The sequence below is a fragment of the Collinsella sp. AM42-18AC genome, assembly GCF_003467965.1.
Lineage (GTDB): Bacteria > Actinomycetota > Coriobacteriia > Coriobacteriales > Coriobacteriaceae > Collinsella.
Genome location: NZ_QSFY01000007.1, coordinates 52197 through 74234, shown reverse-complemented (window position 1 = coordinate 74234; position 22038 = coordinate 52197). Strand labels below are relative to the sequence as shown.

The 22038-nt window shown below is 58.8% G+C and carries 17 protein-coding genes; 8 read left to right on the top strand and 9 right to left on the bottom strand.

Annotated features, from left to right (window positions below):
* The first annotated feature begins 191 nt into the window (after positions 1–191).
* Both DW913_RS05490 and DW913_RS05485 read left to right on the top strand, forming a co-directional pair.
* A complete protein-coding gene (locus tag DW913_RS05490; RefSeq protein ID WP_117797842.1) occupies positions 192–1442 on the top strand; it encodes an arginine deiminase family protein in 1251 nt (416 codons plus the stop codon).
* A gap of 2 nt (positions 1443–1444) precedes the next feature.
* Entirely contained in the window at positions 1445–2101 is a 657-nt protein-coding gene (locus DW913_RS05485; RefSeq protein WP_158566112.1) for an XRE family transcriptional regulator, read from the top strand.
* A gap of 60 nt (positions 2102–2161) precedes the next feature.
* Here the strand turns inward: DW913_RS05485 and DW913_RS05480 are convergent, their stop codons facing one another.
* A complete protein-coding gene (locus DW913_RS05480; RefSeq protein WP_117797841.1) occupies positions 2162–2737 on the bottom strand; it encodes an epoxyqueuosine reductase QueH in 576 nt (191 codons plus the stop codon).
* 10 nt (positions 2738–2747) lie between these two features.
* Positions 2748–3314 (bottom strand): DUF3267 domain-containing protein, encoded by a 567-nt coding sequence (locus tag DW913_RS05475; protein WP_117797840.1) that lies wholly within the window; start codon positions 3312–3314, stop codon positions 2748–2750.
* Between the two features lie 132 nt (positions 3315–3446).
* Between DW913_RS05475 and DW913_RS05470 the strand changes: the two genes are divergently transcribed.
* Together DW913_RS05470 and DW913_RS05465 are read left to right on the top strand one after the other, a co-directional pair.
* Entirely contained in the window at positions 3447–5597 is a 2151-nt protein-coding gene (locus DW913_RS05470; protein ID WP_117797839.1) for a methionine--tRNA ligase, read from the top strand.
* A gap of 150 nt (positions 5598–5747) precedes the next feature.
* Entirely contained in the window at positions 5748–6851 is a 1104-nt protein-coding gene (locus DW913_RS05465) for an RsmB/NOP family class I SAM-dependent RNA methyltransferase (protein ID WP_117797838.1), read from the top strand.
* Positions 6852–6875: 24 nt separating this feature from the next.
* Here DW913_RS05465 and DW913_RS10030 read toward each other — a convergent pair whose 3' ends face one another.
* Positions 6876–7046 (bottom strand): hypothetical protein, encoded by a 171-nt coding sequence (locus tag DW913_RS10030; protein ID WP_158550943.1) that lies wholly within the window; start codon positions 7044–7046, stop codon positions 6876–6878.
* A 190-nt stretch (positions 7047–7236) separates the two neighbouring features.
* Here DW913_RS10030 and DW913_RS05460 point away from each other — a divergent pair, with 190 nt between their 5' ends.
* Positions 7237–8328 carry a hypothetical protein gene (locus tag DW913_RS05460; RefSeq protein WP_117583993.1) on the top strand — a complete coding sequence of 364 codons (1092 nt, stop codon included), beginning with the start codon at positions 7237–7239 and terminating at the stop codon, positions 8326–8328.
* 80 nt (positions 8329–8408) lie between these two features.
* On the opposite strand, the gene DW913_RS05455 is transcribed toward DW913_RS05460, so the two are convergent.
* A complete protein-coding gene (locus DW913_RS05455) occupies positions 8409–9299 on the bottom strand; it encodes a DegV family protein (RefSeq protein ID WP_117797837.1) in 891 nt (296 codons plus the stop codon).
* 320 nt (positions 9300–9619) lie between these two features.
* Here DW913_RS05455 and DW913_RS05450 point away from each other — a divergent pair, with 320 nt between their 5' ends.
* The 3 genes from DW913_RS05450 (at position 9620) to DW913_RS05440 (ending at position 12637) form a co-directional block, all read left to right on the top strand.
* Complete coding sequence (locus tag DW913_RS05450) at positions 9620–11536, top strand: fructose-1,6-bisphosphatase (RefSeq protein ID WP_117797836.1); 1917 nt, start codon at positions 9620–9622, stop codon at positions 11534–11536.
* A gap of 78 nt (positions 11537–11614) precedes the next feature.
* Positions 11615–12010 (top strand): GtrA family protein, encoded by a 396-nt coding sequence (locus DW913_RS05445; protein ID WP_022095122.1) that lies wholly within the window; start codon positions 11615–11617, stop codon positions 12008–12010.
* Positions 12011–12229: 219 nt separating this feature from the next.
* On the top strand, positions 12230–12637 hold the full coding sequence (locus DW913_RS05440) for a GtrA family protein (protein WP_022095123.1): 408 nt from the start codon (positions 12230–12232) through the stop codon (positions 12635–12637).
* A gap of 160 nt (positions 12638–12797) precedes the next feature.
* Here the strand turns inward: DW913_RS05440 and DW913_RS05435 are convergent, their stop codons facing one another.
* The 5 genes from DW913_RS05435 to DW913_RS05415 form a co-directional block, all read right to left on the bottom strand.
* Positions 12798–13706 (bottom strand): DUF4430 domain-containing protein, encoded by a 909-nt coding sequence (locus tag DW913_RS05435; RefSeq protein ID WP_233502810.1) that lies wholly within the window; start codon positions 13704–13706, stop codon positions 12798–12800.
* 9 nt (positions 13707–13715) lie between these two features.
* Entirely contained in the window at positions 13716–17471 is a 3756-nt protein-coding gene (locus DW913_RS05430) for a DUF4430 domain-containing protein (protein WP_158566197.1), read from the bottom strand.
* Between the two features lie 431 nt (positions 17472–17902).
* Positions 17903–19666, bottom strand: coding sequence for an AarF/ABC1/UbiB kinase family protein (locus tag DW913_RS05425; protein ID WP_117797834.1), 1764 nt, complete (start codon positions 19664–19666; stop codon positions 17903–17905).
* An 8-nt stretch (positions 19667–19674) separates the two neighbouring features.
* Positions 19675–20091 (bottom strand): hypothetical protein, encoded by a 417-nt coding sequence (locus tag DW913_RS05420; protein WP_117583986.1) that lies wholly within the window; start codon positions 20089–20091, stop codon positions 19675–19677.
* A gap of 99 nt (positions 20092–20190) precedes the next feature.
* The gene (locus DW913_RS05415) at positions 20191–21714 is read right to left on the bottom strand and encodes a C69 family dipeptidase (RefSeq protein WP_117797833.1); all 1524 of its coding nucleotides are present in this window, start codon (positions 21712–21714) and stop codon (positions 20191–20193) included.
* Positions 21715–22038 lie beyond the last annotated feature (324 nt).

Genomic DNA, 22038 nt, shown 5'->3' with positions numbered 1-22038 from the left:
AGCGGTGGTCGGCCAACCATCGCCATCGTGTCGCTTTTCACCTATGAACGGCAGCTAAAGTGACGTTATTAATCAATCTGATTATTAAAATTGATGTTATTTGTCAATTACATACGTCTTTTAACTTTTCCGCAACACAACAAGGAACCTGCCTTAGCCTTATATAAAAACCAGCAGGACAGGAGACAGACATGCAAGGCATACACGTAACAAATGAAATCGGTCATTTAAAAGCCGTACTTGTCCATCGACCAGGAGCTGAAACACAAAACTACCCTGATGCCGACTTCAGCCAAGTTTTCTCCCTGCGAAAATGGAGCGGTCGTTTTGACCTCGACAAAGCAATGTATGAGCACGATTCCATGGTTCAATTGCTTGAGAAGCATGGCGTAGAAACCATTGAAATTAGGGACCTTCTCGAAGACTCACTTGAAACTGAGCCCCAATCACTTAAATATTTTATTGATGACTACCTCCGTTGCAGCGGGGCAACAGGTAGAGAGTTCCTCGAGACAATAACCCAGTTGTTTGAGAACGCTAAGAACACCCAGGAATTGGTGAATATAGTACTTAACGGCATTCGCTTTGGAGACACTGAGCTATGTTCAAACCAGTCGGAAACACTACGGGCGCTCGTGCACGAGCAATTTGATCCCGCCTCGCTCTTGGTCAATCCCCTCAACACGCTTTTTTTCACTCGTGATCCTGCTGTGGTAGTCGGAGACGGCATCATCCTAAATCATATGTATTGGCCTGAGCGTGATCGTGAGGTCGCCTTATACCGGCAGATATTCACCCACCACAAGATCATGGGAGAAACTCCAGTATGTGATTTGAACAGGAGTAGTTACCATATCGAAGGCGGAGACATTATTGTTATCAGTGCTAAGACAATATTAGTTGGAATCTCTGACCGAACTGAACCCGCCGCCGTCGAGTCACTTGCCAAAGAGCTCCTGACCTCAAATAAATTCCAGACCACCGAGCTAATTGCGATTCGAGTCCCCTCTGACGGGCTGCGTATCCACCTCGATACGTTCATAAGTAGAATTGATCACGACGCGTTCCTCATCGATCGTGAGATATGCAATGCCGTTGATGCATACAGCATTCAACTAAAACGATCCGGAAGGGGCCTTACGATCACTCCTATCGATCGCACGATTCCGGAAATACTCTCTGCAGCCTGTTGCGAACCAATAAAAGTAATTGACTGCGGAGGCGGGAATCAAACCGCCTACGAAAGAGAACGCCGGAACAACGCAACGTCTATCCTTGCGCTCTCGCCAGGAAAACTATGCGTATATGAAGAAAACGTTTGGACCAACGAAGCGCTTGAGAAAGCAGGAATGGAATTATTCCCGCTATCCATTGACGAGCTCACCAAAGGCTATGGTGGCACAAACTGTCTATGCCTCCCTCTGTGGCGAGAGGATCTATAGCCATGGGCTTCGGGGCAAATATTCGTAAACTCCGCACCATGGAGCATCTTGGTCAGGCGCAACTTGCAGAGATGTTGGGGGTATCTAAAGAGACCGTTTGTCGTTGGGAAAAAAGTCGGTATGCCCCCCGTGAGCGCTATATTGAAAAGTTACAAGCGCTCTTCGGTTGCACCCGCGATGAACTTGTTGGCGAGGAAAACGGTTTGGCCGTAAAGCTCGCAAATAAAAGAATCGTCACCGACGAAGACCCTGCTATCCACGAAATGGAGGGCGCATTTCCCGTCATCGATATCGAATCGCAAAAGCGCCGCATCACGCACGGCCAACAAAATGCTTGCGCGCCTGTAGACGTAGCCAAACGTCACCCACATAGCGTTTTCGTTAAAATCAAAGGCGACGAAATGTCCCGCATTTACCCTCCCGGCAGCTTACTACTTGTCGATACCACCGCAAAGCCCTGGAACGGCTGTGCTGTATTGGCGCTCGCAGACGGTAAAACACCGGTAATTAGGCGATTTGCAGAAGGAAACGACATGATTGTGCTGTCGTCCCATTCATATGCAACAGCAAGTCCGGATCTGATGTTTAACAAACGGAGGATTAGAATCATAGGAGTCGTCGTTTGGTATCAAGCGAGCCACGATCACACGCTTAATTAAATCGACTTTCCCAAAAACGACCGTACCGCGCAGACAGCTCAAAGTCCCAGCCCAAAAGAACTACTTTTTGGACGCTTTGCGCTCGTCGCGGATGCGGGCGCGATCCATGGCCGCCTCGACCGCCGAGAAACGGCAGCCGCAATAGTTCTGCCGATACATGCCCAGCTCGCGTGAGCGGCGCGTAGCCTCGGGGTAGTACGGACGAAAATCGCGAATCACCGGGGTGAGCCCGCGGGCGGCGGCCAAGCGCTCAAGCACATCATTACACGTGTCGAACAGCTGATACGGCGAGACGGCGAGCGTCGTGCCCACATATTCAAACCCGCGTTCCTGGGCCGCACGGCATGCCTCGGCCAGGCGCAGGGCATAGCACGCGCGACAGCGACGGGGTCGATCGGCGCCCAGCGGGGCCACGCCGGCCTCCCAGCGCTCGCGGTCCTCCCCCGCTTCGATGAGCTCGATGTCGCCATCGGCACACCACCGGCGTAGCTCGTCCAAGCGGCGCTGCCATTCATCGCGCGGCTGAATATTGGGGTTGGTCCAGCAAATCGTGGGTTCAAACCCCTCTTCGCGCAGCAAGCGAACCGGCTCAAGTGAGCACGGCGCACAGCAAGCGTGCAACAACAACGGCCTCATCAACATCTCCTCACCCGAAAAAGCGCACGCCAAAGGACGTATCCTCGCAGGCGACAATGCGGCGGTCGCGCAGGATGGTCCGCACGTAATACCAATCGCCCACGCAGCCCGACAAGTGCAGACCAGCCGCCAGGTAGCACAGCAGCGGATAGCCCGAGAACGCAAACCCCAGGGCAAACGCCACCGTCAAAACAACCGTCGGCGCCAGGCAAACCGCCATGTACCGCCGGCGCGAATACACAACGCCCTCGGCGCAGGCATAGATCATCGCCGTCTCACGATTCGCGCCAAAGGTCACATGCGCGCCCGCAGGCGCCAGCAGCTTAAAAAACACCGCATGCACCAGCTCGTGCACGGCAAACGACGCCATTGAGACCGCAGCCAAGCCGACTATCCAGCCCACGACAGCCATCCAGCCGCCCGCGTCAGCCGCATCCAAGTCTGCAGGCCCGCCCAGCAGCATAAACACCGGCACCAGGCACACGGCAAACACGCCGACTACGACCATCCCCCACACAAAGCAGGCGTGCAGAAAATCCTCGTCCTCAAACGCATGTATGTTGGAAATCTCATTCATAGCATCTTAGGATAGCGCCCCTGCCACGTACCCGTCCGCATGTGCGATAATGTCGAACGATATGCACGAATTGACCACCGCGTCGCCAGGCCTTGCGCCCGGCTGCGCTCTTACAATATGCGAAGGAGTCCCATGGCATCCAAATACTCCATGAACGACCGTCCCAGCTGGCCTCGCCGCGCCATCGTTACCGCCGGCGAGCCCTACGGCAACAAGGGCCTTCACTTTGGCCACGTTGGCGGCGTCTTTGTCCCGGCCGACTTCTTCGCCCGCTTCCTGCGCGACCGCCTGGGCCGCGAAAACGTCATCTTCACCTCGGGCACCGACTGCTACGGCTCGCCCATCATGGAGAGCTACCGCAAGCTCAAGGAAAACGAAGGCTACGATAAGTCCATCGGCGAGTATGTCGAGTCCAATCACTCCCGCCAGGCCGCGACCCTCAAAAACTACAACATCAGCTGCGACATTTACGGCGGCTCGGGCCTTGAGCCGGCTGCGCAGATTCACAACGAGGTTACCGCCGAGATTATCAAGCGCCTGCACGAGCAGGGCACCATCTCCAAGCGCTCCACACTGCAGTTCTACGACGCCAAGGCCGGCACGTTCCTCAATGGCCGCCAGGTGATCGGCCGCTGCCCCATCCAGGGCTGCAAGTCCGAGAAGGCTTATGCCGACGAGTGCGACCTGGGCCACCAGTTTGAGCCCGAGGAGCTCATCGCGCCCAAGAGCCAGCTCACCGGCGAGGTGCCCGAGCTGCGCCCGGTCGACAACCTCTACTTCGACCTGCCGGCCTACCTCGACTTTATGAAGGCCTACACCGCCAAGCTCGCCCAGAACCCGCAGGTTCGCTCTGTGGTCTCCAAGACCATGGAGGAGTGGCTGCTGCCGGCTCAGCTCTACATCCAGAACAAGTTCCGCGAGGCCTTCAATGCCGTCGAGGACCAGCTTCCCGAGCACACCGTGCTGGAGCCCGAGGGCAACAAGAGCAGCTTTACCGTCACCTTCCCCAGCTGGAAGGAGCGCGACGACGCCCACGCGGTGCTCGCCAACGGCGGCGTGCGCTTCCGCAGCGGCAAGGCGCTCGTGCCCTTCCGCATCACCGGCAACATCGACTGGGGCGTTCCGGTGCCCGAGGTCGACGGCGTAACCGACGTCACCTGCTGGTGCTGGCCCGAGAGCCTGTGGGCGCCCATCAGCTACACGCGTACCGTACTCGCCCGCGACGCCCGTGCCGCCGGCGTAACCGAGGGTGTCGCCGCCCAGGACGCCGCCCTCATGGGCGAGCCCGCCGCCGATTCCACGCAGGTCTCCGCGCCCACCTACCAGCACAGCTCGCTCGACTGGCGCGACTGGTGGTGCTCGGACGACGCACAGATCTACCAGTTCATTGGACAGGACAACATCTACTTCTACTGCATCGCGCAGACCGCCATGTGGGAGGCCCTGGGTTGGAACCTTACGCAAAGCACCGTCAGCGCCTGCTACCACCTGCTCTACATGGGCAAAAAGGCAAGCTCGTCCTCGCAGACGCCTCCCCCGCCGGCAGACGACCTGCTCAACCACTACACCTGCGAGCAGATGCGCGCGCACTGGTTGTCGCTCGGTCTGTCCGAAAAGCCGGTGAGCTTTAGCCCCAAGGCATACGACACCCGCGTGACCGGCAAGGACAAGGACGGCAACGAGGTACACGCCTGCGACGACAAGCGCGTCATCGACCCCGCCCTTAAGGAGAGCGCCCTTTTGACCGGCGTCTTCAACCGCCTGGCCCGCAGCTGCTTCTACGGCGTCGCCGTCAAGGAAGGCGACGAGAGCCCGTACCGCAACGGTTGCATTCCCGCCGGCGCCGCCTCGGCCACCGTGGTGGAGGCCGCTGAGCAGGCCGCCCTTGCCTTTGAACGGGCCATGTACAAGTTCGAGACGCACCACGCGCTCGCCGTGTGCGACGACTACCTGCGCGCCGCCAACAAGCGCTGGAGCGACGCCTCCAAGGACGCCAACAAGCTCGAGGGCGAGCAAGCCAATGCCGCGATGACGCAGGCCCTGGTCGATGCCTTTACCGAGCTGCGCGTGGCGACCGTCCTGATGCACGGCATCGTCCCGGCCGGCTGCGAGCTCATCTGCGAGTACTTCGACATCGACCCGGTCGCCTTCTTTAGCTGGGATAACATCTTCGCCTCCACGGACGAGTTTGTGGAGAGCCTGGGCGAGAAGCCCGGCGAGCACCGCGTGAAGCCGCTGCCCCCGCGCTTCGACTTCTTCAGCAAGCACGAGAGCCAGTACTAGGCAACCGCAACGCGCCCGGAAATGATTATTCTGGGACGGGGATTAAAAAATCATTCCCGGGCGCCGCAAAGTAGTCTTTTTGGAACGGGGATCATTAAATGATTTTTTATCCCCGTCCCAGAATAATCATTTCGGTGGAAGGAAAGACGGATGTCCAAGCCGCGTCGTCGTAAGCAGAAAAAGCAGGTCAAGGCCGAGCTCAAGCTCAGGCAGTTTGCCGCCACCGAGCTTTCCGACCAGCTTGCCGCCCTTCCCTGCGCCGCCGACCTGCCGCGCTTTATGGTCGACACGATCGCCGGCGCCTATGCGCCCGCCGATGCCGAACTCATGATCGAGGGCTTCGGCGCCGCGGCCACACGCCCGGTCACGCTGCGCGCTAACACGCTCAAGGCAACCGCCGAGGACATCGCTGCGGCGCTCGATGCCGCCGGCATCGCCCACAACCCCGTCGCCTGGTACCCAGACGCCTTCATCCTGCCCGAGGCCCAGGTTTCCGATCTGTGGGATCTCGACATCTACCGCGACGGCAAGATCTACCTGCAGAGCCTGTCGTCCATGATGCCGCCGCTGGTCCTGGGCGCTCAGGCAGGCGAGGACATCCTGGACATGTGCGCAGCCCCTGGCGGCAAGACGACGCAGATCGCCGCCCTCACGCAGGGGCAGGCGCACCTTACCGCCTGCGAGATGAGCATTCCCCGCGCCGAGAAGCTCGAAGCCAACCTCCACCGCCAAGGCGCAAAAAACGTGCCCGTCATGCGCATCGACGCACGCGAGCTCGACGAGTTCTTCCGCTTTGACCGTATCCTGCTCGACGCTCCCTGCACCGGCACGGGCACCGTCGTCAGCGGCAACGAGAAGAGCCTGCGCGGCCTCACCGAGCAGTTGCTGAGCAAGTGCGCCCGCTCGCAGCGAGCACTTCTGGACCGCGCCATGGGAGCCCTCAAACCGGGCGGCACGCTCGTCTATTCGACTTGTTCGATCTTGCCGCAGGAAAACGAGGACGCCCTGCAAGAGGCCCTCGACAAGCATATGGACTGCGAGCTCATCCCCCTCGACGGCACGCCAAGCGAAAGTGAGGCACGCCGCGCCCAGGAAGCTGGCGAGAAGCCGCGCATCGAGTCCAACGCCCTGACCGAGGCCATTGCCGCGGGTCAGGTATCGGCCATCGCCAACGGCCTGCCCGGCACGCTCACCATTCCGCCCAGCCGCGAATTTGAGGGCTTCTACATTGCCCTGATCCGAAAACGCAGCTAGCGTACGGATCCAAAACTCAACAAGCTATCTCCGTGCGCGTTTGTCCTGCTGGTCGCGATGCTGTTTAAGCATCGCGCGCTCCTTGCGTTCGGCCCTTTTGCCCTTAATGGCCGTGACCACAAAGTAGATGACCGCGGCGGCAACGATTGCGCCCACGCATAGGCCAATCGAGCCCAACATTGCCGAAAATTCCATACCGCGTCACCTCTCTTTTAAACGGGACTTTCAAGATAGCACCTCGATCCCCGCCACCACAGCTCCTTCACGTTCGCCGCCCTTCGGTCTAACGGAGGACGCGGCGGGGAAAAATCAACTCGTCAAACGATTTAGCAAGCACAACGCTGCCGGCACCCTGCCGGCCGTCATCACATAGAATCGAGCCTCCATGGATACCCTCAACGATCTAAATGAGCGCGTCGACGCCTTCGTCGGCACCAGCTCCTTCGACACGCCTGCCGCGGCAAACGACCAAGCCCCCATCGATGTGCCCGCCGAGGTTCACGAGGACATTGTCGCCTCGGTCGATTTCTCCGAGGTCGAGCTCGCAGACGAGTTCACCGAACCCCAGGTAGCCGTGACCCCCAACGGACTGCTTCCCATGGAGCCGCTGCCCATCGACGGGCGCCTGCGCAAGGCGGCCCTTCGCATGCCTGACGAGATTGAGGAGGCCAGCGGCTTCACGCTCTTCGGCCGTCGTATCAAATCGCTCATCTACACCACCGACGTCGCGGTCATCCGCAACTCCAATGCCGATGCCGTCTTTGCCGTTTACCCCTTCACGCCGCAGCCGGCCATTACGCAGGCGCTGCTGACCGTCGCCGAGTGCCCGGTCTTCGTAGGCGTGGGCGGTGGCACCACCACCGGCAAGCGCTCCGTTCAGATGGCAGCCGTCTCCGAGATGCAGGGCGCGGCGGGCTGTGTGGTCAACTCCCCCGCCACCGCCGAGATGGTCGAGCACATCACCAACATCGCCGACATCCCCGTCATCGCCACGGTCGTACGTTGCGACGACGATGCTCACGCAAAGGTGCGCGCGGGCGCCAAGATTCTTAACATCGCGGCCGGCAAGAACACGCCACAGGTCCTGCGCGAGCTGCGCGAGCACTATCCCAACCTGCCGCTCATCGCACCGGGCGGCAAGACGCCCGAGAGCATCCGTGAAACCATCGCCGCCGGTGCCAACGCCATCATTTGGACGCCGCCTTCGGCCCAGCAGCTGCAGACCGACATGATGCAGCGCTACCGCAAGATGAAGGAAGACGCCACGCCCGTCATCTCGCACGACGATGTACCCATTATCGACCAGGTTGCCGCCGCCGAGGTCAGTCAGGTCGAGAACATGAATCCCGACGTGCCGATTCCCGACGAAGTCATCGAGCGCGTTGCTTCGATCCACGATCATATCGAGGAGCGTCGCGCCAACCGTGGACTCAAGCCCTCGCTGCACGGCTTCTTCTTCCGCGGAAAGAAACGCTAGCAAAACATCTTGGCCCGCCCCACAAACGTGAGGCGGGCCGTTTTCGTTTGAGCAATCATGCAGCGACGTGATGGGGCAAATTAATCCACGCGCTTGTCGCCCATAAAGAAGAGCGCCACCGTACCGGGTCCGGTATGCGAGCCAATCAGAGTACCGATGTTATTGATCTCAATCTTGCCTTTAAGCTGCGGAACCTGTTCCTCAATCAGCGCCGCAACCGCCTCGGCATCCTCGCGGCACGCCGAGTGCGACATGATGCACTTACCCGAATAATCCGCACCGTCCTGCACGTGTGCCATCATGGTCTTAGCCATCTCGGAAATCGCGCGCTTCTTAGTGCGAATCTTCTCACGTGGCGACAGCCCACCTTCGCAATCGACCGTCATAAGCGGGCAAATCTTAAGCGCCGTGCCGATGATCGCGCTCGCAGCCGAAATGCGACCGCCGCGCAGGTAGCTCGACAGATCGGTCGAAAAGAACCAGTGGTGCAGGTTGAGTTTGTGCTCCTCAATCCAGGCGGCCGTCTCGTCGAGTGAAGCCCCGCTATCGCGCACGTCGGCGGCACATTCCGCCAGCAGGCCAAAGCCCGAAGACGCTGCCAGCGAATCGATGACGCGCACCTTGCCGCCCTGGGGATAGCGATCCGCGAGCATCTGCGCCGCAACGCAGGCCGATCCATACGTGCCCGAAATACCCGACGACAACGTCACGTGCAGCACGTCTTTACCCTCGGCAACAAACGGCTCCCAAAACTCCTCGTACTCGCCCACGCTCACCTGAGACGTCTTGGGCATGGCGCCCGCGGCAATCTGGGCAAAAAACTCGTCCGGCGCAATCGACTGATACAGATCGTCCGTATAGACAACATCGTCGATCTCGTAATGAAAACACACGACAGGGATATTGCGCGATTCAAAGAACCCCCGAGTTCGGTCGGCGGCAGATTCACAGGTCAGGACAAAATCACTCATATGAGGCTCCTTACTCATTGCTACGCAAATTATCGCACAGTGAGCCTACATACGGTACATATGTCCACTATTTACCAAATCGAAGCAATAAAAGCGAACATCTTTACCACCATCGTCTCCACCGACCCCACGCATGAATATCTGAGAAAACACCCTCTGTCGTCTCCACTCAACCGCCATATCCACCTCAACTAAATCGATTTACCAAACCGTTCGGCTAACAATTCGGCCGCCCATCCCCAATCGAAACAAAAGCGGCGCATACTGATAAACGTTTGACGCTGTTTATCAGTTTTACCAGCTCCATCGGAAGGTGTTTCATGGTCGCATTCGATCGCAATCCGCAAGACTTTAAGTATCTGCGTCTGCTGTCGAGACAATTTCCCACCGAGCAATCCGCGTTTACCGAGATCATCAATCTCTCGGCCATTCTCAACCTGCCCAAAGGCACCGAGCATTTTATGAGCGACGTGCACGGCGAGTACGAAGCCTTTATGCACATCCTCAACAACTGTTCGGGCGTCGTGCGCGAACATGTCGACGAGATCTTTGGCGACACACTCACCTTTGACGAAAAGGGCGAGCTGTGCACGCTCATCTACTATCCGCGCGAGAAGATCGAGCTGGTCCGCAGCCAGCACGAGGACTCCCCCACCTGGTACAAGACCATGCTCGACCAACTCATTGTGGTTGCCCGCTCGCTTTCGAGCCGCTATACGCGCTCCAAGGTGCGTAAGGCCATCCCGCGCGATTACGCCTACATCATCGACGAGTTGCTGCACACGCATCCAGACGAGAACAACTATCGCGTGCGTTATCACGAGCGCATTATCGAATCCATCTTGGAGACCGCCAGCGCCGACGACTTTATCGAGTCGCTCGCCTCGCTCATCAAGCGCCTCGCCGTCGACCACCTGCACTTGGTGGGCGACATCTTCGACCGCGGTGGCGGCGCGGCCAAGATTATGGACCGCCTGCTCACCTACCATTCGCTCGACATTCAGTGGGGCAACCACGACCTGCTGTGGATGGGCGCCGCCGCCGGCGAGCCCGCCTGCATCGCCACGGTGCTGCGCAACAACCTGCGCTACGACAATTACGAGATCCTTGAGAACGACTACGGCATCTCGCTGCGCGAGCTTGTCGCCTTTGCCGATGCCACCTATACCGCCGGTGAGCCCATCAGCCCGCTGATTAAAGCCATCAACGTCCTGCTCTTTAAGCTCGAGGGCCAGATTATCCAGCGCCACCCCGAGTTCGACATGACCGACCGCCTGCTGCTCGACAAGATCGATCACGACGCCGGCACAGTCACGCTTGCCGACGGCAGCGTGTGGCCACTCACGACCAACGACTTCCCCACCGTCGACCCGGCGGACCCCTATACGCTCACGTCTCAGGAGCAGCACATCATCGACAAGCTCGTGTCCGAGTTTGTCACCGCCGATCACCTGCATCGACATATCGATTTCCTCTATTCCCACGGCTCGATGTACAAGGTCGCCAACGGCAACCTGCTGTTCCATGGCTGCGTGCCACTCAACGAAGACGGCACCTTTAGCAGCATGAAATGCCTGGGCACCTGGCACGCTGGCCGCGATTATCTCGATTTTTGCGACCACATCGCCCGCCGCGCCTGGCGCGTGGGCGACCGCGACGCTCTCGACTGGATGTGGTACCTGTGGATTGGCTTTAACTCACCCGCCAGCGGACGCCTGGTGCGCACCTTTGAGCGCGCCTATATCGCCGATAAGAGCACCTGGGTCGAGCCGATGGACCCGTACTTTACGCTTACCAAGTCGCCCTCGGTCTGCGACGACATCATGCGCGAGTTTGGTGTCGCGCCCATGGCATGTTCACCGACCGGCCACATCATCAACGGCCACACGCCCGTTAAAACCACCAAGGGCGAGCAGCCCATCCGCGCCGAGGGCAAGCTGCTGGTCATCGATGGCGGCTTCTGCCGCGCTTACCATCCCAAGACGGGTATCGCCGGCTATACGCTCATCTCGAGCTCGCGCGGCTGCCGCCTCAAGTCGCACCGGGCCTTTACGACGGTTGCCGAGGCACTCACGCGCAACGTGGACATCGAAAGCGAGACCAACCGTTTTGACCAAGCAGACCGTCGCCGCATGGTGAGCGACACCGATACTGGCGCCAAGATTCGCAGCCAGATCCAGGATCTGCGCCAGCTGCTCGATGCATATAGAAACGGTGCTATCGAAGAGCGCGTCTAGCCCCACCCGCGGGGATTGGCTAAACTTGCTGAGTTTGTCATCCCCACGGCGCCCCGGCGCCACCATAAGGCAGGTACCATGCAAAAGCTCCTTGCGCAGATCATGAAATTTGGCGTCGTCGGTGTCATTGCCACGGTCATCGACTTTGGCATTATGAATCTGCTCCACTACGGTCTGGGCCTCAACATCCTAATCGCCAACACCAGCGGCTTTATCATCTCACTCATCTTTAACTACCTCGCCAGCATGAAGTACGTGTTTGCGCACAAGGAGGGCATGAGCCGCCGCCGCGAGTTCATTATCTTTGTCGTGCTGTCCGTGATCGGTTTGGTGCTCAACGACGGTATCGTGCTGGCGCTCAACGCCGGTCTGGGGCTCGAAGCCAATATCGCCAAGATTTGCGCCACCGCGCTTGTCATGGTCTACAACTTTGTGACCCGAAAGATCTTCCTGGAGGGCGACGAGACCAAATAGCTCGACACCCCTGCAGCATTACGGCGCCCACGGACGACGCGCGCTCAGCGCAGTATCGTCCGTGGGTGCCGCTCGTTTACGGGCAAATTTTCAACGTTTGCGGATTAGCACTTGATAATTTGGCGAGTTCGTATAGTTCTTGGCAAAGACCTTACGTTTCCCTTGCAAAAGCTCTAAAGTATCCTCTGCTCGATTCATCAACGCATTGGATGTGATTACGTGCGCAAGGCACTGGCACAACCTCATACTAAGCAGTTCCTCAAGTTCGCTGTCGTGGGCCTTATCTCCTTTGGCATCGACTGGGGTATGCTCATTGCGCTCGTCGAGCTGTTCCACCTCGACTTTTTGATGAGCACCACGGTTTCGTTCATCACGTCCGTCGTGGTCAACTACTGGCTCAGCATGAAGTACGTGTTCGACCATCGCGAGGGCATGAGCCGCAAGCGCGAGTTCACGATCTTCACCATCCTGTCGGTGATCGGTCTGGGCCTCAACGACCTGTACATGTTTGTGGGTGTCACGTTTTTGAGTATCGGCTACCAGGCCATGAAGGCCATCGCCACGTTCTTGGTCACCTGGTACAACTACTTTAGCCGTCGCTTCTTCCTCGAAGGCGCTCGCTCGTAGTCGATTCAACATTTGCTTGAATGTATAGCCGGTTGGAATTCTCGTTCCAGCCGGTTTTTTTGTTTGCAGAGGTCCCCGGCGACCAAGTCCTCTACGCATGAAAAGCGGGCGGCCCGGATGTTTGTCCGAACCGCCCGCTTGGTGCGATATGTCGAGGTCTCTAGCCCGTTACGTAATACCAGACCACGTTGTCGCCGTTGGAGAGAACGTAGTTGCTGCACGCCGTCATGGGCGTTGTGCCGTTGACGGAGTACATCCAGCCACTCGTGCCGCCGTACTGTTTCTCGGCCAAACCACCAATCGCGGAGACATACGTGCCGTACGACGAGCCATGTGCGTTGACAGAAAGGCCCAGCGCGCACAGGGCATCGTAGACGGTAGCGCCTTCGTTAAAGGTAAAGGTGCCACCGGAGGACACAGGATTGCCCACAGCACTCGATGTGACCGAAACCGTCACTGTTACGTAGCCGGACTCCTGCGAGCCGCTCTGGCCGCCCGAGGAGGCGTTTCCACCATTAGAGCTGGAGGCTCCATCAGACGACTGGCCGCCGCCCGAAGAAGCACCGCCAGACACATTGGAAGTATCGCCGGCTCCCGTATTCTGGGCAGCGGATTTATCTCCAGACTTCTTGCCGTCCTGACCATCGGACTTCTTGCTATCCGAGTTCTTGTCCGATTCCTTGTTTGAAGACTCGGAATCGTCCTTGGACTTGGACTCATCAGAATGCTTGGACTCGTCTTTTGCGTCATTCGATGACTTGGAATCCTTGGAACTGGCCTCGCCCGAAGTCGTAGTCGAGCCAGACGCCTTGGTGTCCTTGGTGACGACGCTCTCCCCCGTCACGGTCTGAATGATCCAGTCGATGGACCAGGCGCCGCTCTCGGAAGGATGGACGAAGCCCAGCGAGACGACAATCAGAATGGTGCACGCGGCAGTCAGAACGCCAAGGAGCGCTTTACGCCGTGGGGCGGACGCCGCCGAAGCGGCGCCCTGTTGCTTTGCATCGTCGAACTGAATGAACGAGGAATCTGGTTGCTTGGGGTCAGCGTCCTTGGATTTATTGGACACAGCCCTCACCTACCGACGTTTGGTGAACACGAACACGCCGACGATGGCGAGACCGATGACGCCGGCGGCAACGCCAACAATGGCGAGCGGGTTGGTGCCAGTCTCCTGTTCGGAAGCACTAGAGGACTTCTTAGCAGTGGTCGTGGAAGCAGCACCCGTATCGGACTTGGAATCGGACTTCTTGTCAGACTTCTTCTCGTCCTTCTTATCGGACTTATCGGAGTCCTTCTTGTCGGACTTGTTGTCCTTGGTCTCGGTCTTGGTCGACACCGTCGTCTTGGTCGTCGGCTTATGACCCGGGGCGATAGCGCCGCCGGCCTGCTGGCCCTTCGTGCCGGAGCCGGAACCCGTGCCCGTGCCAGCACCGGAACCGTTGCCAGCGCCACCGTTGCCACCATTAGTGCCAGAACCACCATTGCCGCCAGGGTTAACAGCATTCTTGGTCCACTTGGCATACAGCGTCAGATCGACCGTCACCGGCATACTGAAGTCATACGCCTGCGTGCAAGTCTCATCGGTGAACCAACCGCCGAAAGTGTAGCCATCGCGCGTCGGATCGGCCGGCTTGACCAGCTTGCCGTCGGCCGTAGCCACAAACTTAGTGTCGCAAGCAGACCCGCCGTTGGAATTAAAGGCAACCGTCCAAGACTCAACAGCCCCGAGCTTGAACAGCGTGCCCGAATCATTGATGTAGTAGAGGTTGCCAGAAGCATCGGCAATGACCGGAGAGTCACAGTATTGGTAATGGCCAGCCGCATCATAAATCTGCGTCGCCTCTGCGTCGCCGAGCGTATAGCGATACACGCCACCACCAGCAGAGTAGCTGACGTAATCCTTGCTATCCGCGCTGTTAACGGTGAAGTACACATAGGTCTTGCCGCCCTGAACACTCACCAGCGGAGTAGCAGCAATACCGTTGAGGCCAGCCGGCAGCGCCTTGCCGTCGGCAGCAGCGACCATCGTGGTCTTACCCGTCTTCAGGTTATAGAGAACCAGAGCAGAGCCAGTAGCCGTCTGTCCGCCGACAATCAGATTGTCACCAGACACCGCAGGGGCGCTCAGATTATTCGTAAGGCCCAGATCAACCGTCTTCTGTTCACTCAGCACGCCCTTTGCCGAAAGCGAAATCACATGGAGCATTCCGTCGTGCGTCATCTGATAGAAGGTCGAACCATTGGACGGATCGGCAATGCAATCGGCATTTGCGACAGCGCCGAGCTTCATGGTCGAAACGACATCGCCAGTCGTCTTATCAATGCACTTAAGCGTGCCCGCGCTCGTAGGAACAATGGTGTACTTATCCGTCAGCGCAGCGCCAGTCCAATAATAGCCCTCGGAAGGGTCAATGTTCTGCCAAGAGACTTCGCCCGTGGCAATCTTGATACGCTTCAGGGAGCCGTTGCCGTAGGTCGCGTTGTAGTTCTCGTCATACGAAATATCGACCGTACCAACATAGACATACTCGCCGTCCGAAACGACGGTGCAGGAGTTCTGCGTCAAGTCCGTCAAACCAGGCGTCAGCCACTTGCAGATCAGCTTGTCTGCAGTAATCGCCTGGACCGCACCGCCGTTGAGCGGAACGATGATAAGGCCGTTGGTATAGATCGGACGAGAGGTATAGCTCACCTTGGAGGCAAGCGGCGCAGAGGCAACCTTTTTGCCCGTGGACGAATCGATCTTAATGAGCTCGTTCTCGGTCGCGATGTACACAAAGCCGTTAGCGATGACAGGTTCGCTGCAGTTGGCATACTGCTGACCAGACTCGGCCTTCCAATCGAAGGCCCACTTAAGACCGGCGGCCTGCGCAGGTGTCTTGGCATCCGTTACGGTCGAACCGTTGCCACCGTTGCCGTAGCCGGCCCACTCGGCATCCCAATCAGGAGTCGTTGCACTCGGGTCCACGACAATCTTGTCGGGATCGGGCATGGGCGATTTATCGGTGGTGTAGGCAAACGTAGCCTTGTCGCCGCTCTTGAGCGTGACCTGGTTGGCGCAGAGAGATGAGGGCTCTCCGTTGATAAACAGACGCCAATAATTCTTGGTCGCACCATCCCAGCCATACGGCTTGTGATCGAACGGCGAAGTAATGGAATTCAGGAACCAGTACTCACCACTCTGGGAGCCGTTGTACGTAACGCCCTTCGCCTTCAGAACCGTCTCAATAAGGTCCTGGGCCGTAGAGCCTTCGGGCAGGGAAACATTGCTTGCCGAGCCCCAGCGAGTATTGTTGCCGTTGACATCGGGACCGATAACATCGACGGACCCAAGAACCTGACCGGGGAGGGCATCGGCGTCAGCACCATACATAAAGGTGACGGCGTCACCCTCTTGGAGTTCGTAGTTGCCGGCCCCGACTTGGGCGAACTTGCCATTTACATAGAACTGCCAATAACTTTTGGTCGCAGGATCATACTCATAGGTCTTACCGTCAAGCGGCGAGGTAATGCCGCTGAGGTACCAACCCCAAGACTCTTCTTTAGCATCGAGGGTAAGACCAGTCTGCTCCAGCAAATCCTTAGCAGTGGAACCAGCCTTGAGACTCGTCTGGCCCGTCGAGGCCCAAACCTGCTGCTTGCCGTCCTTGTCCTTACCGAGGACCTGAACGGAGGCATGGACGGAATCAGAGGGCAACTGGTCGCCCCAGCCACCGTAGAACCACGTAACGGTATCGCCAGCATGAATGGTGACATTGTCTGCCGTGTAGTCGCTCGACTTGCCGTTAATGAACAGCTGCCAATGGGTCGAATAATCGAGCGGCGTACCCAGCTCAACGCCGTTGTACTTAAGGCTCAGAATGAAGGAGCCCGCAGCAACGGCGTCGATGTCATTCGCCTCGAGCGCGACCTTCGTAAGGTCAAGTGCGCTCGAGCCGGACGTCACCACATACTGCGCGTTATCGACCCAAGTCTGAGTCTTGCCCTGGGCATCGCGACCAATGACGGTCACATTCGCAGCAAGCTGGTCCTTAACGACAGGGGACGAGCTACCAGCCGTATAGGCAAACTCAATCTTCTGCCCCTGGGTGAGCTTGACGCTGCTCGCGCCAACCGAGGAAGACGCGCCATCAACAAAGAGCTGCCAGAAGGCACCAGTTGTCGCGTCGTAGGCAAGCGTGCGGCTATCCGTCGGGGACGTAATGCTCTTGAGGTAGAACCCGTATGCCGTGTTTGCATCGTAGTCCGCCTTGAAGCCCGTCTTCTCCTGCAGCTTAATAAAGGCATCCGCAGCCGTCGCGCCCTCGTCGAGCTTGAGTTGCGTAGGTGCCACCCAGGTCTGAGCCTTGCCGTCGGCATCGGTGCCGACAATCGAGAACGAGACCTCGACTTGCTTCTTGGCGACATCGCCGGTTTCTGTCGGGTTCTCTGTCTGGACGGCAGTCGCGGCGGCAGATCCTGCTTGGCCAGCGGATGCCATCGAAGACTGCACGCTCGTGGCAGGGCTCTCCCCCGTCGCCGAGCCTTCGTCGCCAGTTGCCGCCTCTGTAGTGGCGGCACTAGCTGCAGGCGCGCCCTCGGAATCCGAAACCTCGGCCTTACCCTGGTCGGCAGCACCATCCGCAGGCGCTGCACCCTCGCCCGGCGTCGCAGCCTGAGCCACAGCCTCGGCAATGCCCTCGGCGCCTTCGGCCCACAGCTGAGCCGGCGTGGTGCCAAAGGCCATCGCGAAGGCCAGGAATGCCACCAGGCCGCGCTTGGCTACGCCGCATGCAATCGCGCCACGGCGATGCAACGAGGCGCGCTCGCGCTCGTCCTCAAACATATCCATTTGTCCCCCATTGTCTGTACTTGGAGCGTTGCCTTGAGGCTGCCCCACGTCATCGCGCATGTTGCGCTCGAGTTCCCCCATCGGGGTCCCCCTTCCCTCCAGAGCCCTATGCACACCGGCGGCATACGCCGCAGCCGCACGCAAGATGGGAGGCGATCCGACTTAACCTTAACGACTCGCGCGCGCCGTCCGATCTGCGACGCGAACATCCCGAGCCAAGAGGAATTACGGTTACTGGTACAGCCGGGGACTTGCACCCCGATTCTCCCAAACGCGCAGGAAAACCGCGCATTCGTGCGTCTCCGCACCACCATCTAGGCCATCGATTATTACCGTCAAAATGGTATCACGCAAAAGGGCCTCGCACGCAGGCGAAGCCCAAGGTAAAAGCTATTGTTTGCGATAGGAAAATGCGGTGACGGCCGCAGCCTCTAGTGCTTGCCGCCGTGGCTGTTGAGCCAGATATTGCGACCCAGCATAAGCGCCAGCACCAGCGCGCTCACGTAGCCAAAGAAGCCGATGACCGGAATGCCGAGGACAACTGGCTCGATGCGCGCGTAGTACACCACCGACGAACCGATAAACAGACCGGCGATCACGATAGCCATCGACATGCGGTCGATAATCCCACCCAGCTGTCGCAGCGCCTTATCGCTGCTCATGATCTGCGTGTTCACCTTAAGCTGGCCGCGCGTGAGCATGCGCGAGGCCAGGCCCAGATACTCGGCCGCCTCAAGCGAACCCTTGGCAGCACGGTAACTGCTCGCCGCAAAGTCGCGGCTCATATCACGCATGCGCGCGTAAGTGCTCTTCTCGTTTTTGATGTGCGTCTGGATGATCTGGATCATGTTGACGTTGGGCATGTACTCGGTCAGCAAACCCTCGAGCGTCACCATGCCGCGGGCGAACATCGTCACCACGCTCGGCAGCTCAACGTCATTCTTACGCGCGAGGTTTAACAGCGAGGTCAAAAACTCGCCGATATCCAGATCCTTCAGGTCAAGGCCCGCAAAGTCAGCCACGATAAAGTCAAGATCGGACAAAAAGGCTGAATGATCGAGCTCGGCCGAGTCGCCACGCGTCACGGCGAAGCGCATGAGCGAATCCTTGAGCTTGGGCACATCGCCCTCGGCCACGGCAAAGATCATGTCCTTGACGATGCCGCGGTCGTGGCTCGACATGCGCCCGACCATGCCCAGGTCGATAAAGTAGACAATGCCGTCCTTGAGAATGATGTTTCCCGCATGCGGGTCGGCATGGAAAAAGCCGTCATCGAGCACCTGCGTCGAGTAGTCCTCGACAATTGCGGCGCCAATCTTTTCCAAGTCATAACCCTCGGCTACCAGGCGCTTGGGATCGGCGATCGAAATGCCGTCGACGTAATCCATGACCACCACGTGCTCGGTGCACAGGTCCAGATAGGATTTAGGGCACGTCACACCATGAACGCTCTTATGGAACTCGTAGAAGTCGTTGAGGTTTTTTGCCTCGGCCAAAAAGTTGGTCTCCTCGCGAAACGAGGTCCACAACTCCTCGACTACGCCGTGCAGGTCAACAAACTGATCCGTGTTGACGAACTTGGAAACGATACGCACCACCGAGCGGATGATATCGATGTCCTGCGCCATAACCTGCTGCGCACCGGGGCGCTGCACTTTGACGGCCACGTCCTCGCCCGTCACCAGGCGGGCACGGTGCACCTGCGCGAGCGATGCGCTACCAAGCGGGTTGGGATCGATCGCATCGAAGATCTCCCCCAGGCGCAGGCCGTATTCTTCTTCCAGACAACTGAGTACGACCTCGTACGGCACCGGTTCCACGTCGGAGCGCAGACGACGCAGCTCGTCGCAAAAGCGTTGCGGCAGAATCTCGGACCGGTTGGCCAGAATCTGCCCCATCTTAACGAACATGGGGCCGAGCTCCTCGAGCAGGTGGCGCAAACGAACCGGCGTGAGGTTATCCCACACGCGGTACTTTTTGACCAGGCGAACAATCTGCCCGATGCGCTCGCGGCGACCCGCCGGCGTGAGCTGGTATTCCTCATCCGGCGCCATCGCCTCGGGCTCCTCGGGGACCATATCGACAGCGCGCGGCTTCTTGCGAGCGCCCGAGACGGCGGCGTCGACCTCATCGACAACCGCCGCCTCGTCACCCAAGGGATCTAGATTGTTGTAATCGGTGGTGGAATCTGCCATCTGCGCTGCTACTCAGCCTCTTCGGTATCCTTCGCATCGTCGGGCTCAACGGACTCGACGGGCACCGAGGTCACGTTGTCCTCGACCGAATCGACGATGTCGCGCACATGGGCCAGGAAGGCCGTACGCTCGGGCGCGGTCATAACGCGGACGCGGGCAAGGATGAGCTCGTCGAGCACGCGTTGGGCCGCGGTCTCGCCCTGCATGCCCAAGCGCTCGGTCAGATCGGAGATGGTACCGCCGGCCTGCTCGAACATGTCGGACACGCTGCGGGCGATATCGGGGGTGGCGGTGTCCTTGCGGACCTGCTCGCCTTTGGTGTTAAGGTCGTCGAGGACCTTCTTGCCGCCTTCGACAGCAACGGCGGCAGCGCCAAAGCCCACGTTGATGGCGCCGTTAACAAGCTGATCGAGTTTCATAACCATGGTTGTCTCCAATCACAAACAACTGCATTGGCGTTCTTGTACCCAAGATTGAGTGAAAGCGACAAAGCGTTTTAGCGCTATTCGATCGACGGGAAATCCCTATCTCACGTTGTCGTTCATCGCGAAAGAGTTCTTCATGGCGCAGCTCGTGGTGTAGAGCACCTTACCCAGTAGAGCATCGGTTTCTACACGAACACGCTCGGCAAAGGCCTCATTGGCGCGTGCAAGTTCGGCAGGTACCTCGGCCTCAGGCAGAGCGGCTACGGCAGCATCGACGTCATGGATCTGCTTGTGGCCCATGCCACCGACCTTCTCCTGATAATCCTCGACCGCGCGACCGCACTCATGGAAGCGGACGTCGGCCAGCGCGCCGATCAGGCGGTTGGCCCAGTAGAAGTTTTCGGACGTCACGCGAGCCTGCGTGTCGGCATAGTACTCGGGCATGGTCTCGATGTTGGCGTACAGCGGAACCAGCGCGTTAAACGAGTTGGAGCCAAAGGCCATCCACTGCACGGCGCGGTAGGCCGGCTGCGCATAGGGGCGCAGCTGCAACACGGCGAGCTGGCTGTTGCGGTTGATGCCGATGGGGCGATAGGCGCCACGCGTAGCGGGCGTGCCCTTGCTGCCGTAGCAGTCGTACTCCGTGCCCTGGTAGTGGCTCGAAAGCACGTACTTGATGTCCTCGATGGTCACCTTGCGCTCGGGTACGCGGCTCCAGGGGATATCGTCGCTCTCGGGTGTGTAGTCGGCGTCGGGACCGTCCCACACATCGCTGGGGTTGAGGCAGCGCTGCATGTACCAGGCGCGCGGCGTGTTGTAGACGTGGTCGCTGTCGCTGTGCGAACCAAAGGCCTCGCGCGGGTTAAAGACCGTCGCCGGACCGTCGCCCTCGACGCCCAGCGTCAGGTCCAGATGCCACTCGGCCATCCAGGCGCGCAGGTCGGCAGAGCACATGTGGTCGACCTGGGCGCCCTCGGCGTCGTCCAGGTCAAAGCTGTCGATACCCAGCTGGTTGGGCATGGTCACATAGGCGTCATCGGGCACGCGCTTGGCGATCCAGTGGTGTCCGCCGATGGTCTCGAGCCACCAGATCTCGTCAACGTCACTAAAGGCGATACCGTTGTTCTCGTAGGTACCGTAGCGCTCGAGCAGGTCGCCCAGGATACGTACGCCGTCGCGGGCAGACTTGGCGTACGGCAGCACCAGGGTCACCATATCCTCCTCGCCCAAGCCGCCGGGCTGTGCCGGAACATAGCCGTCCTCGCCCTCGTTGCCCTTGGCGGGCACGTAGTCCACGAGCGGATCGGCGCCGCGGACGCGCTCGTTGGTGGTGAGTGTCTCGGTTGCGGACATGCCAACATTGAGCTCGTTGAAGCCAGCCTCGGCCCAAATGCCATGACCGGGAACGACGTCGGGGACGCTCGTGTAGCGCATGGGGTTGTCAGGCAGCTCAATGGTCAGGTGGCTTAGAACACTCGTGTAGACACGCGGCTGCTCGTCGGGATGCACCACGCGCATGCGCTTGGGCTCAAACACCCCGTTGGACGAGTCCTCATTGCGGGCAACTAACGTCGACCCGTCGTAGCTCGCGTTCTTACCAACCAAAATCGTTGTGCACGGCATGCGCATCCTCCTTGAGCGAAGAAATCAAACGATAACAGTGTATCGCTTCGGCGCAGAAAGGGCGAAACCACGGCGCTGGCAACCCCTGTGGTCAAAAAATGCCAAATATGAGTACTGTCACCAATTTAGTAACAGCAATTTTGCTACGCATGGGTGTCGGAAGTCTACATCTGTTCGAAAATTAGATGATGTAATTCCTCATAGGTCCAATAAAATAGGCTCTCTATCGATAATAAATATCGTTAGAGAGCCAAATTGACCTAAAATATATGTGACTATCTTGGCAGCAGTACTCATATTTGGCATTTTTTGTCCACGAGCTAA